This window comes from Arthrobacter sp. Leaf337, assembly GCF_001423745.1.
In the GTDB taxonomy this organism is placed as follows: domain Bacteria; phylum Actinomycetota; class Actinomycetes; order Actinomycetales; family Micrococcaceae; genus Arthrobacter.
Genome location: NZ_LMPC01000003.1, coordinates 92,041 through 108,165, shown reverse-complemented (window position 1 = coordinate 108,165; position 16,125 = coordinate 92,041). Strand labels below are relative to the sequence as shown.

The following is a 16,125-nucleotide window of genomic DNA, read 5'->3' as shown; positions in this document are numbered from 1 at the left end:
TGCGGCTGGTTGCCGCAATTCCCGCCACTTAAATTGTAGGAACTCTGGCTGCTACTTCGCGATGGCCTGATGCCGAAATCCTGGCGGCACCCGACACGGCGGAGACCGGGACGTCCTGAGTCTGCAGCGGAATCCGGATGATGAAGGAGGATCCAAGGCCGACGTCGGAGTGCACCGTTACCGCTCCGCCGTGGGCCTGGGCGATGGCGGATACGATGGCCAGCCCGAGCCCGGATCCGTGGTCTCCGCGGCCGTGGGCCGCACGGCCGAAACGTTCGAAGATCCGCTGCTGGTCCTCGGCGGCTATGCCGGTGCCGGTGTCCCGCACCCAGATCAGCAGGGTGCCGGATTCCGGGGCGTAGTTCTCCTCGGATTGCGCGGTGTGGTCGATCCTGCTGCCCAGGGCGATGGTGGACGTGCTGTCGGTGTACCTGACGGCATTCGCGGCCAGCTGCGCCAACGCCTGCGTCAGCCGCTGGGGGTCCGCCTCAATGGTGCAGTCCGCGGTTTCGTCAATGACCCACGTGCGGTCCGCCAGCACGTGGACCTTCTCCATCACGTGGTGCAGGAATTCCGGCACCCTGACGGGCTCTTTCCGGACAAAGTCCGGGTGGCTGGCATTGGCGAGCATGAGAAGGTCGTCCACCAGCCGCTGCATGCGGTCCACCTCTTCGAGCAGCACATCCCTGGTGGTGGCGACGTCTTCCGGGTCATCGATGGAGACCAGTTCCAGGTGCCCGCGCAGAATCGTCAGTGGTGTGCGCAACTCGTGTCCGGCGTCGTCCAGGAACTGCTGCTGTTGCCTCGCGCCTTCATCCAGCCGTTCGAGCATGGTGTTGAACGTCTTGGCGAGCAGGGTCACGTCGTCGGATCCGTCTCGCACTTCAACGCGCTGGGTGAGGTCCTCGTGGCTGACCACCTGGGTGGCTTCGCGGAGGCGGCGGAGCGGGTTCAGGAGGCGGCCGGCCACCAGGCTTCCCAGTGCTGCAGCGCCCAGGAGCGTGCCGGCCGCAACCAGGGTGTACGTGTGCACGGAGGAGACGGTGTGCTCGCGCTGGTCGGCGGTCTCCTTGCCCACCAGGAAGTAGGTCAGGGTGGGTTCGTTGGCTGCCGGAACGGGCAGGACCACAGTCCGGAGCCGTCGTCCTTCAAAGTTCAGGTCGCCGAAGGCGGTACCGGAGGCATTCGCGAGCGCGGCGGCCGCCGGGTACATATCCTTGGCCAGCAGCCTTTCGTCCGATGCGCCTTCGAGTGTCCACGTAACCTTCCCGTCCCGGATGGTTCCCATGACTTCGTTGCTGCGGGGCTCAATGTCGTCCGCGGCATCGCGTAGCTGCTTCGTGAATGTCTTTGTGGCTGCAGCGTCACTCGTCCTTGCGAGCTTGATGACAGCCTCGGCCTTGTCCAGGAGCGCCTGGTCCACCCGGGCGTCCGCCTCCTGGAACTGGACGGCAAAGGTAATGAAGCCGGCAACGCACAGCCCGGCGGCCATCATGGCCAGCATGGCGGCCACAACGCGGAACCTCACGGAGGAGATCTTGGCCTTCCAGCTGGAAGTGCCGGGGTCGTTCACTGTGGCGCTTTCGCCCGGTTTCCGGGCCGTTGGATCGCTCATGGCGCTGGATCCTTCATGACGTTGCCAGCCGGTATCCAGCACCGCGGGCGGTCACAATTCGTTCGGCCCCGATCTTCTGGCGGAGCTGGCGCACGTACACATCCACCACGTTGGAAGTGCCGTCGAAGTCATAACCCCACACCTGGCTGAGGAGCTGTTGGCGGCTCAGGATCTGGCCGGGGTGGTGCAGGAACATTTCCACGATGGCGAACTCGCGGGCCGAAAGTTCCACTGTCTTGTCGCCCACCCGGAGCGTGTGGGTGTGGAGGTTCAACTCCAGGGATCCGTAGCGCATGGTGTTGCCCGCCAGTGCGTCGGTGGTGTCGGACGGGCGCAGGCGCAACCTGATGCGGGCCAGGAGCTCATCGAACCCGAACGGCTTGGCCATGTAGTCATCCGCGCCGCCCTCCAATCCTGCCACCGTGTCCGCGGCCGAGTCCCGCGCGGTCAGGAAGATGACCGGAATGCTCAGGTGGTCCCGCCGCAGCACACTGAGCACGGTGAAACCGTCCAGGCGGGGAAGCCCGACGTCGAGAAGCAGCAGGTCGTACTCTCCGCTGGAGGCATAGTCGATGGCGGTGACCCCGTCCGAAACCACGGTGGGGGCGTAGCCGGCCGCGCGCAGGCCCTTTTCGATGAACCTGGCGATGCGCTCTTCGTCTTCGGCAACCAGTATGCGGATCACGGCTCACCTTCGGAGGCGTGGCATCCGGGCTTGCGCCGGCTCGTGGAATCGCATGTGTACGCTCCTGGCGACATTCCGGGGAATTCGACGTCCAAGAATACCTGGGGGTCTCCTGGGTGATTCTTGGAGGGGTCCGAGGGAGCGGTGGTGGCCGATCCGCCGAGACAGCGAGCATGTTACGGACCCCCGTATATAACCACTTGTCGGCAAAAAATACACGAGTGGTGATTACTTGTTTAGGGAGGGCGGCCAGTGCCGGAGTACTCAGATGTACTTAGATTCACGCCGGATCCGTGGGCGAAAGCGGACGACGGCGGCGGGCTGGTTAAGTTCGACCCACCCTGCCAGCGCTCCCGGCAAACGTCAATCCCCTAAAACATTTCTGCCGTTGGACGGAAAAGCCGCCGGACGGAAGAGCCAGGGGCTGCTTCGCCCCTGGCTCGTTAATCCGAATAGCGAAACGGATCAGTTCACCGACCGCGTTGAACCTCCACGACGCCACTCTTCTCCCACCGGGTCCAGTCGGACCAGTGTCCGTTGTTGTTCTTCACGCGGAAGGAAACGATGTGGTAGACCTCTTCGCTGCCCCTCCGGTCAAGGTTGGGTACGCGGTCCACGCTGTGAATCGTCCTGGTGTCGCGCCAATTGAACTTCTCGGTGAAATGAGAGCTGCCGAGGAAGTCGTCGCTGCGCCGCGGGCCGCGCTCGTCTTCGTAGCGAAGCTGGCGGATCTGGACGGTCCGGTCGGCCCTGCATTCCACTTTGATCCTGAAGTCGACCCGGTTGCCGCGAAGGTCACGTGGATCCAAAGGGTTGACGGTACAGCCGTTCCGGCTGGTTTCCGCCTGTGCCGGGGCAGCCACTGCCACGGAACCCCCGAGTAGTCCGAGTGAGACGATCGGGACCAAGGCGATTGCCCGGGTGCGGGCTTTCGTTGTTGGAGTGATGGACATTTCTTTTGCTCCTAGAAGGATGCGAATCATTTTCGGACAGCGCCGTCCGGCCACGATCAAGAAAACTGGTTGCGGCCTCAGCCTGCCATCCCATTTTCAAACAGCACACCCGGCCTCCGCGGGGGCTTGACTCCGGGCTCTTCCCACGTAAATTCGTGGCCCGGTAGTACAATCGTCCGCCTGCTTTTGCCGCGGCGCCAGAGCCCTTGCGCACCTTTTTTCCGCGAATTGACGGGGAAAAGTCGGGTTTATTCCAGATGTCCGGTATCCGGATATCTCGCACGCCTGGACATGGAACCACTAACCGCGGGAGTTTCCATCTTGCGGTTAAACAATTCCGCAGTATGGATTTAGCATTCCGGAAACACGAGGTCCCTAGCGTTGCCCGTGACCTGAAGGCGTCCAGCGCCTTTTCCCCGTTGATTGGCAGCACTGATGAAACTCGCCTCGCCCCTACCGTCCGACACAAGCAGCACGCCCCCGAAGAAGCCGCTCTACAAGTCACTCTTCTTTCAGATCCTCGTAGCCGTATGCCTGGGTATAGGGATCGGCCACTTCTGGCCTGATCTCGGCTCAGCCCTGCGGCCGCTGGGCGACGGTTTCATCCAGTTGATCAAGATGATCATCGCCCCGCTGATCTTCCTGGTGATCGTCACGGGCATCTCCGCCGTGGGTGACGTGAAGGCCGTGGGCCGGGTGGGCGTGAAGGCGCTGGTGTACTTTACCGGGGCTACGCTATTCGCCCTGGTGTTCGGGCTGGTGGTGGGCAACATCGTCCAGCCCGGTGCCGGCCTGAACATCGATCCCAACACCCTGTCCCAGGATGCCCTCAACGCCAAGACCGGCACGGCCCCGCCTAAGGACGCCGGTGCGTTCCTGCTCGGCATCATTCCCACCAGCGTGGTGGGCGCGTTCGCCTCCAACAGCCTGCTGCAGGTGCTCTGCTTCTCGGTGTTCTTCGGAGGGGCCATCGTGGTGGTGGGGCGGGAACGCTGCCTGCCTGTGGTGACGCTTCTGGAGACGGTACTGGAGCTGTTCTTCAAGATCATGGGCTGGGTGATGCGGGTTGCCCCGGTGGGCGCGTTCGGTGCCATGGCGTTCATCATCGGCCAGTACGGGCTCGGCTCGCTGAGCACCTACGCGCTGCTGATTGCGGCCTGCTACGGGGCGGCCATCATCTTCATCGGGCTGCTGTTCGTGGTGGCCTGGGTGTATCCGCGGGTCCCGCTGTGGCAGTTCATCAAGTACAGCCGCGAAGAATTCCTGCTGGCTCTGGGCACGGCGTCCACTGAGTCCGTGCTGCCGCGCATCATGACCAAGCTGACCAACGCCGGCTGCTCGCGGGCCACCACCGGACTGGTGGTTCCCACCGGATACTCCTTCAACCTTGACGGCGCCGCGCTGTACCTTTCCATTTCCCTGCTGTTCCTGGCCCAGGCCTTCGGGCACAACCTCGACCTTGGCCAGCAACTCGCCGCCCTGGGCATCCTGATGCTGACCTCCAAGGGCATGGCGGGCGTCCCCGGTTCGGCCTTCCTGGCGCTCTCGGCAACCGCAGCCGCGCTGGGCATCTTCCCGGTGGCCGGAGTTGCCCTGCTCCTGGGCGCCGACCGCCTGATGGACTCCATGCGTGTCTCCGTGAACCTGCTGGGCAACTGCGTGGCCACGTTCGTGGTGGCCAAATGGGAGGGCCAGTTCGACCGTGATGCCATGCTGCGCGCCTTCAGCGGGGAGCTCCCGGAAGTAGCGGTAAACGCTGAAGGCACGACGGCGGACCTTAAGGTTGCGTCTGCTTCGGCAAGGTAAGGATTTCGGCGCCGTCCTCGGTGATGGCGATGGTGTGCTCGCTGTGTGCTGTCCGGCAGCCTGTCGCACTCCGGAGCGTCCACCCGTCGGCATCTGTGACGAGCTTGGCGGTGTCCGCCATGACCCACGGCTCCAGCGCCAGCAGCAGCCCGGGGCGCAGCTGGAATCCGCGGCCGGGGCGTCCGGTGTTCGGGACGTGCGGGTCCTGGTGCATCGTTGATCCGATGCCATGGCCCCCGAACTCGGTGTTGATCGGGTAGCCTGCCTCGCTGAGGACGGTGCCGATGGCATGGGAGATGTCGCCGATGCGGGCTCCGGGGCGGGCGGCGGCTATCCCTGCGCTCAATGCGCGTTCGGTCGCGCTGATCATCGCGACACTCTCCGCAGGTTTTGAGTCGCCCACGATGAAGCTGATGGCGGAATCTGCGGCGACTCCGTCTTTGGAGACGGCGAGGTCGAGCGTCAGCAGGTCGCCGTCGGCAAGCGTGTAGCGGTGCGGCAGTCCGTGAAGCACGGCGTCGTTGACGGCCGTGCAGATGTAGTGGCCGAACGGCCCGCGCCCGAAGGACGGCTCGTAGTCGACGTAGCAGGACTGCGCTCCGGCTTCGGCGATCATGGCCTTGGCCCACCGGTCGATGTCCAGGAGGTTTGTGCCCACCGTGCTGCGGCTTTTGAGCGTCCGGAGGATGTGGGCGACCAGGGCGCCGGCCTCCTTCGCCCGGTGCAGTTCGGTGGGGTTCAGGATCTCGATCATGCGGCGCCTTTCTCTGGAAACCAATAACTATACCGGCCATATTATCCCGGTATTAGAATTGGAGCCATGGTCAGGTTGCCCCTCACACCCGTCGAAGTCGAGCGCGGACAGCGTCTCGGCGCCCTGCTGCGCCTCTCCAGGGGAGAGCGCTCGATGCTCGATGTCGCGCTCGATGCCCGTGTCTCGCCGGAGACACTCCGGAAGATCGAGACGGGCCGCATAGCCACTCCTGCCTTCCCCACCATCGCGGCGATCGCCGATGTCCTGGGCCTCTCCCTCGATGCGGTCTGGGCCGAGATCAACCAGCCCGAACGTGGCGTTGAAGAAAGCACGACGGCGGACGGTCCGCCTGAGGGACCGTCCGCCGTCGTGCCTGTCTATAGTTCCCGGAGCTATCCGGTCACCATGGCTGCCTCGTAGGAAATCCGTTTCTCCGTTTCCCTGGCTTCGATCCGCTGGGCCTCGACGAGGACGTGGTCGGCGTCTTCCCGCCTGACCACCACCACGCCGTCCGCGTCCGCCACCACGATGTCGCCGGGGGAAACCACGACGCCGGCGATCGCCACCGGGATCTGCAGCCGGCCGGGGCCGAACTTGTACGGCCCGGCGGGGGTCACGGAGCGGGCGAACACCGGCAGCCCGCACTCGGCGAGGGCATCGGCGTCGCGGACGGCGCCGTCAATGACGAAGCCGGCGATACCCATGCTCTTGGCCCGAATGCCGATCAGGTCCCCGATGAGTGCACGGGAGACGTCGCCGCCGCCGTTGATCACAATGACGTCCCCCGCCTGGGCGCCGTCGAGGGCCTTGTGGATGAACAGGTTGTCGCCTGGACGGGTCCACACCGTATACGCGGGACCGGCGAGTTTGGCGCCGGTCCAGACGGGGGAGAGCCCGGAGGCCACGCCGATCCGTTCCTGGGCGTCGCCGATGTTGGCGGCCGGAACAGCGCCGAGCAGGCGCACCAGTTCGTCGGTCGGGAGCTGGCCAGGGGCCGTGAAATCGGGTGTTGCGTTCATGCCGTCGCCGGTCTTTCTGTTGGTGTCCACAGTTACTTCTGCTGGAGGAGTTCGTCGATGACGGGCTTGATGGTGTTCTCGCGTTCTTCCCAGAGCTTGGCTACGTCGCTGCTGGACTTCCACGCCGGCGCGGTGGCTGCGCCCTTGAGCTTTTCCTGCACGGCAGGGGTTTCGGTGGCCTTCTTCAGGGCAGCTTCGAGCCGTGCCACGACTTCCTTGGGCGTCTTGGCGGGGACGGAGAGGGCGAAGTTGCTGGCCATCGGCTCGACGTCATAGCCGGCGCTCTTCATGGTGGGGACTTCGGGCGCAAACGGGCTGGGGTCGTTCTCGACGACGGTCAGCAGTTTGATGTCTCCGGCCTTGTACTGGCCGAAGAAGCTGGAGACTCCGCCGAGGGCGAAGTCGGTCTCGCCGGAGACAATGGCGGCGACCTTGTCCGCGCCGCTGTTGTAATGCACGATGTTGAAGTCCAAGCCCAGCTGGTTTTCCAGGAGGCGAAGGTTGATGTGGTCGTCGCCGGCGCGGGAGTCGGTGCCCACGGTGATCTTTCCGGGTTCTGCCTTGACTGCGTCGAAGAGCTCCTTGATGCTCTTGTACTTGCTGTCCTTGTTGACGCCGATCACCACGGAGTTGGTGGCGAAGGACCCGATGGGTGTGAAGCTGCTGCGGTCGAAGGCTGCCTTCTTGCTTGGGTCCAGGTAGCGTCCCAGGATGGACGGGATATTGGTGTTGCCGAAAGTGAGTCCGTCCGCCTTGGCGTTGGCGACGTAGTTCAGGCCCACCACCTGGCTGCCGCCTTCCTTGTTGACCACCTTGATGTTCGCGCCCAGGTCTTCCTGCATGACGGGCGCGACGATGCGGGCGAGGATGTCGTTGCCGGCGCCTGCCGCCGAGGGCACGATCCACTCAATCGTGGAGCCGGCTTTGGGAAAGTCGGCGGCCTTGCTGGCGGTGCTGCTGTTTGCCTGGCCTCCGCAGCCGGTCAGGGCGAGGGCGACGGCGGCGGCGAGGGCCGTGGTGGTCAGGGCAGTGAGTTTCTTCATTTCGCAAGCTCCTTTGGTGCGACGGGGATGTGGGACTTCTTCTTCAGCATGGAAGCAATGAGGGGGCGGACTGCGCCGAACAGGATGGCGACGACAATGACGCCGATGAGGGTGAGGCTGATGGGGCCCTCCATGAACACGCCGTAGTCGCCGAGGGACAGGGCCAGGGAGCGCTGGAAGTTCTCTTCTAGCATGGGTCCGAGGATCAGTCCCAGGACCAGCGGCGTGAGCGGGACCTTCACCAGTTGGAAGACGTAGCCAAGGACGCCGGCTCCCAGCATGATCAGGATGTCGAACGGGCTGCCGTTGATGGAGTACGTGCCCAGGAACATGAACGCGAGGATGGCGGCCATCAGGTAGTGGAACGGCACCTTGAGCACGGCGATCCACACCCGGGCGAGGGGGACGTTGAGGATGAGCAGGATCAGGTTGCCCACGATCAGACTGGCGATGATGGCCCAGGCCACGTCCGGGTTGTCGCGGAACAGCAGCGGTCCAGGGATTAAACCATTCATGGTGAACGCGCCGGCCATGATGGCCACGGTGGCCGAGGTGGGGATGCCGAGCGTGAACAGCGGGATCATCGAGGAGACGGCCAGGGCGTTGTTGGCTGCCTCCGGACCGGCGATACCTTCCACGGCGCCCTTGCCGAATTCGGAACGCCGCCTGGACAGCTTCTTCTCCGCTGCGTAGGAGGCCAGGGAGGTGGCGGCCCCGGGGGATCCCGGGAGCAGGCCCATAAAGAAGCCGATGACGGAGCCGCGAAGGGACGGCAGTGCCGAGCGTTGCAGGTCGGTCCGCGTGGGCAGGAGCCGGGCGACTTTGAGGGGGCTCGGCACGCCGAGCGGCCCCTTCTGTGCCTGTCCGAGTACTTCGCTCAGGCCAAAGACGCCCATCACGACGGCGACCAGGCCGACGCCGTCGAACAGTTCCGGCATGTCGAAGGTAAAGCGGGCAATACCGACGCCGGAATCGACGCCCACGGTGGCGATGGCCAGTCCGGCGGCGGCACTCAGCAGGGCTTTCGCCGGGTTGGAGCCGGCGAAGCTGGTGATGAGGGCGAAGCCAAGCAGGGAAACCAGGAACAGTTCCGGGGCGCCGAACTCCAGCGCCAGCCGGCTGAAGGGTGCCACCACCACGAATCCGATGACGCCGATCAGGCCACCGACAAACGAGGCCAGGGCGGCGATGACCAGGGCCGGACCGCCGCGGCCTTTCTTGGCCATCTGGTACCCGTCCAGGGTGGTGGCGATCGAGGAGGCTTCGCCGGGAATCCGCAGCAGCACCGCCGTCGTGGTTCCGCCGTACGCAGCGCCGTACAGGATGGCGGCGAGCATGATGATGGCGGAGGTGGCGTCCAGCCCGAAAGTGACCGGGATGAGCAGCGACACTGCCGCGGCGGGGCCGAAGCCCGGCAGGACGCCCACCAGCATGCCCAGCACGCAGCCGAGCAACGCGAAGAGCAGGTGTTCCGGGGTGAAGACTGTGGCGAGGCCGCCCAGGAGCTGATCAAAACCCATGGGTTACAGCCCCAATCCGGCGAGGAATTCGATGCTGGCGGTGGGAAGGGCTGTGCCGAGCCACACCTCGAAGACCAGGCGGGACGCGAGGGCGGCTCCGATGGCCACGGCCACCGAGATCCACAGCTTCCGTTTGCTGACGAAGTAGAGGATGGTCCCCAGCTGCAGCGTCATGACCACGGTGTAGCCGAGGAACGGAAGGAGCAGCGCTGCGAGCAGGATGGACCCGACGATGATGCCCACCCTGGCCCAGCCCTGGTGGTCCGGGAAGTCGGCCACGTCGGGTTCGTCGCTGTTGTCGTCATCGAGCAGGGACACCAGCGCCGACTCCGATTCGTGGTGCGGCGGCACTGATTCTCGGACGTCGCCGGCAACCGGCACCGGCTCAGCGGTGCGGCGTGCGGCGAGGAGCTGGAGGATCCAGAGGACGCCTGCCAGAGCCATCAGCGTTCCGGCCACGGTGGGGAAGAAACCGGCACCCACGCCGGAGGTGTTGGTCAGTCCATACCCGGCGCCCACACCGGCGACGGCGAGACCCCCGGCAAGGGCCGCCGAGGCGACTGTCCATTCAAGCGCAACGGGTGCGTTGAGGGTTTGCATCTTTGTTGTCCGCCTCTCTGCGGCAAAGGGAGAATATATGGGTCGCAAGTTTCGGCAGGAGCCTCACTTGCAATCTTGCACAGGATTGCATGTTCGTGAGAGAGTGTCAAGCATCACAGGTTTGCCCGCAGGGTTCTCAAAGGAGAGTCATCTTGAGTTTCAAAGCAGTAGTGGCCAGCAGCGCGGTCCAGCTCAGCGCTTCCGAGGAACGCGTTATGAACGTGCTGATGGGGGACCAGATGTCCGGCATCACTGCTGCGGAGGTCGCGGACCGGGCAAAGACGCATGAGTCAACGGTGGTTCGGCTGGCAAAGAAACTTGGCTACCGCGGCTATCCGGAGCTGCGGAGTGACCTGCGCCGGGATGAGGAAGCAACGGAGACCAGCGGGACCATCATGCGCGGGGAATCGGGCTACGACCTCTCGGCCTTTATTTCCGATGAAATCCGTGCCCTGAAACGCCTGCCGCATTTCGTCCCGCAGGAGGACATGGAGGCGGCGGCGCGGATTCTTCACGAATCGCGGACCGTGTACCTGTTCTCCAACAACGACGAGAGGTCAACCCTCGATCTGCTGTCACGGCGCCTCAGGCGCCTCGGGCTGACCACGGTGATGCTCGCCCCCACCCCCAAGGACCTCGCGGAACGGTTCGTCAGCTTTGACGAACACAGCACGCTCATTTCCCTGGCGCTCCGGGAGGCACCTCGGCAGCTTGCCACCCTGACCGCCGAAGCTGCCCGCAGGGGCGGGAAGTCCATCGTGATCTCCGACGTCCCCGGCTACAGGTTCCGCCCCAGCCCGGACCACCTCATCGCCGCCCGGCGCGGTGACGACACCGAATACCGCACCCAACTGATTCCGGTGGCATTGGCCTACGCCCTGCAGTTGGCTATTTTCCACCTCGACCCGATCCGCTACCAAGCAGTGCGCGACAGCATCGATGACTTGACCAGGCTGTTCGGCGGGACGGACGAAATTCCCCTCCGCGCGTGAGCGCACTGGCCTGGCGGCGGGCGCTCAGTGGCCAGGCCATCCTGGCGCAGGCGGCGTGGGTGGGCATCCGCCTGATGATCGGTTACCGCGCACTAGCCTTCGGCGCCGATCCGGTGTTCCTGGGGTTGCTTGCCTCCACGTTCGCGCTCCCTGCCCTGCTCGCAGCGCTGCCGGCGGGCCGGATCGCGGACCGCCGCGGCGGAACCGGCATGGCGTTTATCGGCCTGATCTCGGCGGCATCGGGAACGGGAATGCTGTTCGCCGTGCCCGGGCTGCCGTTTCTTCTCGTGGCCAGTGCCTTCATCGGGCTGGGACATCTTTTGGTCATGGTGGGCCAGCAGACGTTCGTTGCCCATGTCAGCGTCAAAGGCTCCACAGACAGCGCGTTCGGGACACTGACCGCGGCTGCCTCGATCGGCCAGCTGATCGGCCCGCCCGCCGTGACGTTCGTTGCTTCGCAGGGAGCTGCCGGCGGGGCGGCGCCGGACACCAACCTGGGCCTTCTCGTATGCATGGGCTTCAGTGTGCTGGCCACCCCGGCCTTCTTCTTCCTGCGGCGCACTGACAGCTCGCTCCGGAGGAAACGCCTGGACGTGATCAACGCGCCGGCAAAGATCGGCGGCGTCCTCAAGACACCCGGGATGTGGCGGTCCCTTGCTGTCAGCGGTGCGGTACTTGTGACGGTGGACCTGATGTATGCGTTCGTCCCGGTCTGGGCCACCGAACAAGAAATCAGCGCCACCGCCGTCGGACTCCTGCTGGCCCTCCGGGCCGCCGTCTCCGTGCTGAGCAGGCTGGGCCTTATGCGTCTCATAGCCAGGTTCGGGCGGAAGGTACTGCTGATCGTCTCGATTGCCGCAGCGGCTGTTGCGCTGCTCGCCCTGCCGCTGACCGGAGTCTACGGTGCCATTGCCGTGATGGTGGGCCTTGGCTTGGGGCTGGGCATACCCCAGCCACTGACCATGGCATGGGTTACCTCGCTGACCCATGCTTCCCACCATGGTGCAGTCCTGGGCCTCCGGCTGACGGTGAACCGGTTCGCCCAGATCTCGCTGCCCATCGCCATGGGTGCCGCGGCCGCACCGCTGGGGGTGCTGGGGATATTTTGGGCGAACGCGGCGCTGCTCGTCGGGGCCATCGTGGTGGTGGCCGGGTCCGACGCCGGATCCGGCACAGGCACGCCGGCCGTTGACCCGGCCGACGGCGGCTGAGACGGCCGCTCAGCGGACCCGCTGGAGCGCCGGAAGCTGGTCCCCGATCAGTGCCAGGTTCTGGATCACCGCCAGGCCGAACTGGGCGGTGTCGTTGGTGGACACCGTGGGGGCTTCGTCCACGGTGGTGAGGACATAGGGAGGTTCGATCTTCTGCAGCGTGAATGCTTCCGCGTGGTTGAGGTGTTCCCCGCCTTCCGCGAAGCTGGTCCAGGCCCGGGCGGCCAGTTCAGCGTCCCCCAGCCGCGCCGCTGCGTAGGCGCTGAGCCGGCTGTGGGCCTGCGTCAGGTGGATTCCGTCCAGCGGCTGGCCCACCTCGGCAACCTGTTCTTCAGGTGATGCCAGGAAGAGCCGGCAGTACTGCAGCCACGCCCGCTCAAAGGCGGCGTCCGGCACCAGATTGATGAGCTCGCTGCAGATTTCCACCAGCCCGAAAACCGCGGAAAGGTGAGAAACCAGGATCATGTCGCGGCCGGCGTCGAACCGTCCGGTGTCCAGGTTGTACAGCGCCTCGCCGGTGAGGAAGCCGTATTTCAGCGCGCCGATATCCGCCATGGTGCCCAGCAGCCTGTCCCGCGACCGCGGGTTGCCGGTGCGTTCCCAGTCGGTGAGCCAGGTGGCGGCCAGCGATCCCCAGTCCGTCCCCAGTCCCACGGCAAGGGCGCTGCGGTCCGGACGGTAGGTGGCGCTGTCCGTGCGGACTTTCCGGGTGGGGTCCAGGCCCAGGAAGTTCCGGTCGCTGTCCACCAGTTCTGACAACAGGTCGCCGGTGCGTTCGTCCGCCGTCAGGTAGTAGTAGAAGCGCCGGTAGGCCGGGGTGCTGATCCGCAGCTGCTTCGCGCTGCAGCCCCAGTGCTGGACGTTGTGCCGGGAACCCAGGCCGCGCCACTCGCCCAGATGGTAGACATCCACCTCGCCGGTGTGCCGCGTCATGGCCTCGGCAAGGCGGAACACGTCACTGCGGCCTGTGCGAAGGTACGTATACCAGAGCCACAGGTCGGGGGAGAGCTCCGAGTTGTCCCAGGCGTAGCCGCCCACGTCGTACCGCCACGCGTGCCGGTCGAAGTCGTAGGTATGCATCACGTCGCCGTAGTTCCAGAACCCGTACCAGCGGCGCTGTTCCACCTGGCCCTGGTAGAAGTCGACCAGGAAATCCAGCTTGTCCTCGAGTGCCGCCCGCTCCGGGGTGCCGCGGTCCACGGGCGCCCAGTCGCCGAACACACCGGCCGAGTGCAGGTGCCAGGGCGTGGCCTGCAGCATCGCAGGGGCCGACGCGGCGGCGGCATCGGCGGCGAGGGACGCGGTGTCCGGCGTGGAATCGTAGGCAAAGAGCGTCAGTTCGTGGGTGCGGGCGATGCCGTGCGGATTGCCGAAGCCGGGCTCGTAGTCCTCGTAGGTGATTTCCAGGCCCTCGAGCTGGTCCTCGAAAGTGTCCTGCCCCAGGCCGTCGTGGTAGAACCGCAGGTCCATGGGCTGCGCCTCGGGGGAGTAGAGCCAGGCCGTCACCGAGGCCCGGGCCGTGGCGGCGCCGCGGATGTCCAGCTGGCCCGGGTGGGACTGCCAGAAGTCACGGATGCCGATGCCGATGCCGCCGCGCGGATCGCTGAGAGAGCAGAAACCGGAGGCCCGCGTACCGCCGGAGATTCCTACCCAGCCGTGGCCCTCGCCGGTCCGTTTGCGTAATTCGAAGCCGTCAGCGCTGAGCTGGGTGAGCGTGTAGTCGTTCCATGCCGGGATCAGGTGCAGCCGCCCGGACACCAGCTCGCTCCACTCCTCCAGGGGCGGAGTCGGCCGTCCGTCGATCTGGGCGCGCCGGACCTCCTCGCCGGGGTCGCGGCGCAGGCCGGTCAGCCCGCGCACCGCTTCGGTGAGGAAACCGCCGTCGGCCCCTGCGATGCGCACATGCCGGTCGTGCAGCTGGCCCTCCAGCGGCACCGTGAAACGGACGCCCAGGCCGGCCAGGAAGTCACGGTCCGCGTCGCCGTCCCAGATGAACGAGTGGACCATGCGCACGCTGCGGGCACCGGCGTGGAAGTAGAACCGGACCACGAACGGCAGCCAGCTTCGCCGCTTCCCGTCCGCGTCCGCGTGGTCCGGCCGGTGGGTGCCCTCCAGCCGCACCACTGCGCGGACCGGGCCATGTTGTTCAAGCACGACGGCGGTCACCTCGCCGGTGAACGACTGCCGGCTCACGCTGCCGGGGCCGTCCGGGACGCTGTCCTGGAGGAGGCTGACCAGCCGGGCGTCTTCTGCCACGACGGCGCCGCCGCGGGACAGGGAGTTGAACAGGGTGTCACCGCGGCGGTTGATGACCATGGCCAGAGTGCCCGTGGAGACTGTGAGGCTATCTTCCGACTCCGTCACCGTAATCAGCGGTGACGGTTCGGGCGCCGGCGGGGCGCCGCCGTCGGACGTCACCCGGTAATGCGCTGAGGGCCAATGGGTTGCCGGCAGCGCGATGCCGGCCCATTTCAGCGATCCGTCCGGCCAGGTGGCGAGGGGCCAGGCCTGCGAGCGGACAGGCCGCCCGTCCGCGTCCGAAACGGTGATCCCGTCGACGCCGGCGAGAGACCCCCGGGTGAACGGCATGCCCCAGGTGGTGCCGCCGGGAAGCTCCGCGGGGGCCTCGCCGTCGAGCCAGTTGAGTGTGGCGTCGGTCATCGTTGTCTGTCTCCTTCGACCTGCATTTGTATCGTTTCAAACATGCCGCCGACCCCGCCCCTCGGAAGATGGGGGCGAGGTTTGATGGGGATAAGAAAACGCTTTCCCATCATGTCTAACAGTCAACGTCGGTACAAGTCAACGGTTGTAGCAGGTGCAGTCGAGCCGGTCACCGTCGTCGTGCCACTGGCGTCAGATCGTTCGCACCGTAACTGTTGTCGTCGGGGTTGACGGTCACTCCGGGCGCCACGAGCTGGTCGATGCGGTCCAGTGCGTCGGTGCTCAGTGTGATGTCCGCGGCGGGCAGGTAGGACTCGAGCTGTTCCATGGTGCGCGGTCCGACGATCGCTGCCGTGACGCCTGGGTGGTTGATCACGAACGCGATGGCCAACTCGATGAGCGTCAGCCCGGTTTGTTCGGCGAGCCGGGCCAGTTCTTCGACGATGTCGAGTTTTCGCTGGTTGGCCGGGCTGGTCATGTCGAACCGGGCGCTCGGACGTGCGGACGAGGTGGGGGCGGACGCTGAGTCTTTGCGCCAGCGCCCGGAGAGCCACCCCCCGCTGAGCGGGCTGTAGGTGAGGGTGCCCATGCCGTGGCGCTGCACAGTGGGGAGGATGTCTTCCTCGATGCCGCGGACCAGGATCGAGTAGGGCGGCTGCTCGGTGACGAACCGCTCGAGGTTGCGTTCCCGGGACGCCCACTGGGCTTCGACGATCTGGGATCCGGAGTACGAGGAGGAGCCGATGTAGCGGATTTTTCCTTGGCGGACGAGGTCGGTGAGGGCGCCGAGGGTTTCCTCAACGTCCGTGTCGGGGCTGGGCCGGTGGACCTGGTAGAGGTCGATGTAGTCGGTGTTCAGGCGGCGGAGGGAGTTTTCGACTTCGCGGATGATCCAGCGGCGGGAGCCGCCGCGCTGGTTGGGGTCTTCGCTCATGGGCATGAAGAACTTGGTGGCTAGGAAGACGTCATCGCGCCGGCCTTCGAGTGCCTGCCCGACGATTTCTTCGGATGCCCCGCCGGAGTAGACGTCGGCGGTGTCGATGAAGTTGATGCCCGCGTCGAGGGCGTGGTGGATGATGCGGATGGAGTCGGCGGTGTCCTTGTTGCCCCAGGGGCCGAACATCATCGCACCCAGGCACAAGGGACTGACCTGCACGCCGGTGCGGCCAAGGGGACGGTATTCCATGGTGGTTCCTGCTCTCTGTCTTAGGTTGCTTTCACGGTATTCAGGCGTTCGGGATTGTGGGAGGGCGGGCCGTTACCTCC

Annotated in this window: 14 protein-coding genes; 4 read left to right on the top strand and 10 right to left on the bottom strand. The window is 65.6% G+C overall.

Going from position 1 to position 16,125, the window contains the following annotated elements:
• Positions 1-28: 28 nt before the first annotated feature.
• The 3 genes from ASF98_RS04645 to ASF98_RS04635 form a co-directional block, all read right to left on the bottom strand.
• Entirely contained in the window at positions 29-1,615 is a 1,587-nt protein-coding gene (locus ASF98_RS04645) for a sensor histidine kinase (protein WP_055798114.1), read from the bottom strand.
• Between the two features lie 13 nt (positions 1,616-1,628).
• The gene (locus tag ASF98_RS04640; protein WP_055798113.1) at positions 1,629-2,300 is read right to left on the bottom strand and encodes a response regulator transcription factor; all 672 of its coding nucleotides are present in this window, start codon (positions 2,298-2,300) and stop codon (positions 1,629-1,631) included.
• Between the two features lie 470 nt (positions 2,301-2,770).
• Complete coding sequence (locus tag ASF98_RS04635; protein WP_055798109.1) at positions 2,771-3,253, bottom strand: hypothetical protein; 483 nt, start codon at positions 3,251-3,253, stop codon at positions 2,771-2,773.
• Positions 3,254-3,688: 435 nt separating this feature from the next.
• Between ASF98_RS04635 and ASF98_RS04630 the strand changes: the two genes are divergently transcribed.
• On the top strand, positions 3,689-5,059 hold the full coding sequence (locus ASF98_RS04630) for a cation:dicarboxylate symporter family transporter (RefSeq protein ID WP_055798106.1): 1,371 nt from the start codon (positions 3,689-3,691) through the stop codon (positions 5,057-5,059).
• Here the strand turns inward: ASF98_RS04630 and map are convergent.
• Positions 5,031-5,813 (bottom strand): type I methionyl aminopeptidase, encoded by a 783-nt coding sequence (gene map / locus ASF98_RS04625; protein ID WP_055798103.1) that lies wholly within the window; start codon positions 5,811-5,813, stop codon positions 5,031-5,033. The genes ASF98_RS04630 and map overlap by 29 nt on opposite strands.
• Before the next feature lie 66 nt (positions 5,814-5,879).
• Between map and ASF98_RS04620 the strand changes: the two genes are divergently transcribed.
• Positions 5,880-6,233, top strand: a complete 354-nt coding sequence (locus tag ASF98_RS04620) for a helix-turn-helix transcriptional regulator (protein WP_055798100.1) — start codon at positions 5,880-5,882, stop codon at positions 6,231-6,233.
• Here the strand turns inward: ASF98_RS04620 and ASF98_RS04615 are convergent.
• From ASF98_RS04615 to ASF98_RS04600, 4 genes are read right to left on the bottom strand one after another with little or no spacing between them, the layout of a single operon-like run.
• Entirely contained in the window at positions 6,206-6,862 is a 657-nt protein-coding gene (locus ASF98_RS04615; protein ID WP_235505609.1) for a methyltransferase, read from the bottom strand. The genes ASF98_RS04620 and ASF98_RS04615 overlap by 28 nt on opposite strands.
• A gap of 2 nt (positions 6,863-6,864) precedes the next feature.
• The gene (locus tag ASF98_RS04610) at positions 6,865-7,875 is read right to left on the bottom strand and encodes a Bug family tripartite tricarboxylate transporter substrate binding protein (protein WP_055798098.1); all 1,011 of its coding nucleotides are present in this window, start codon (positions 7,873-7,875) and stop codon (positions 6,865-6,867) included.
• Positions 7,872-9,395 carry a tripartite tricarboxylate transporter permease gene (locus ASF98_RS04605; RefSeq protein WP_055798095.1) on the bottom strand — a complete coding sequence of 508 codons (1,524 nt, stop codon included), beginning with the start codon at positions 9,393-9,395 and terminating at the stop codon, positions 7,872-7,874. The genes ASF98_RS04610 and ASF98_RS04605 overlap by 4 nt, the downstream gene beginning before the upstream one ends.
• Before the next feature lie 3 nt (positions 9,396-9,398).
• The gene (locus ASF98_RS04600) at positions 9,399-9,995 is read right to left on the bottom strand and encodes a tripartite tricarboxylate transporter TctB family protein (RefSeq protein ID WP_055798092.1); all 597 of its coding nucleotides are present in this window, start codon (positions 9,993-9,995) and stop codon (positions 9,399-9,401) included.
• A 152-nt stretch (positions 9,996-10,147) separates the two neighbouring features.
• On the opposite strand from ASF98_RS04600, the gene ASF98_RS04595 reads away from it, so the two are divergent.
• Positions 10,148-10,987: a MurR/RpiR family transcriptional regulator gene (locus ASF98_RS04595; RefSeq protein ID WP_055798089.1), complete on the top strand. Its 840-nt coding sequence runs from the start codon at positions 10,148-10,150 to the stop codon at positions 10,985-10,987.
• Positions 10,984-12,198: an MFS transporter gene (locus ASF98_RS04590; protein WP_055798086.1), complete on the top strand. Its 1,215-nt coding sequence runs from the start codon at positions 10,984-10,986 to the stop codon at positions 12,196-12,198. Before ASF98_RS04595 ends, ASF98_RS04590 begins: the two co-directional genes overlap by 4 nt.
• A 9-nt stretch (positions 12,199-12,207) precedes the next feature.
• Here the strand turns inward: ASF98_RS04590 and ASF98_RS04585 are convergent, their stop codons facing one another.
• Positions 12,208-14,859, bottom strand: coding sequence for an exo-rhamnogalacturonan lyase family protein (locus ASF98_RS04585; RefSeq protein ID WP_055798084.1), 2,652 nt, complete (start codon positions 14,857-14,859; stop codon positions 12,208-12,210).
• A gap of 169 nt (positions 14,860-15,028) precedes the next feature.
• The gene (locus tag ASF98_RS04580; protein WP_055798081.1) at positions 15,029-16,045 is read right to left on the bottom strand and encodes an aldo/keto reductase; all 1,017 of its coding nucleotides are present in this window, start codon (positions 16,043-16,045) and stop codon (positions 15,029-15,031) included.
• Between the last annotated feature and the right edge of the window lie 80 nt (positions 16,046-16,125).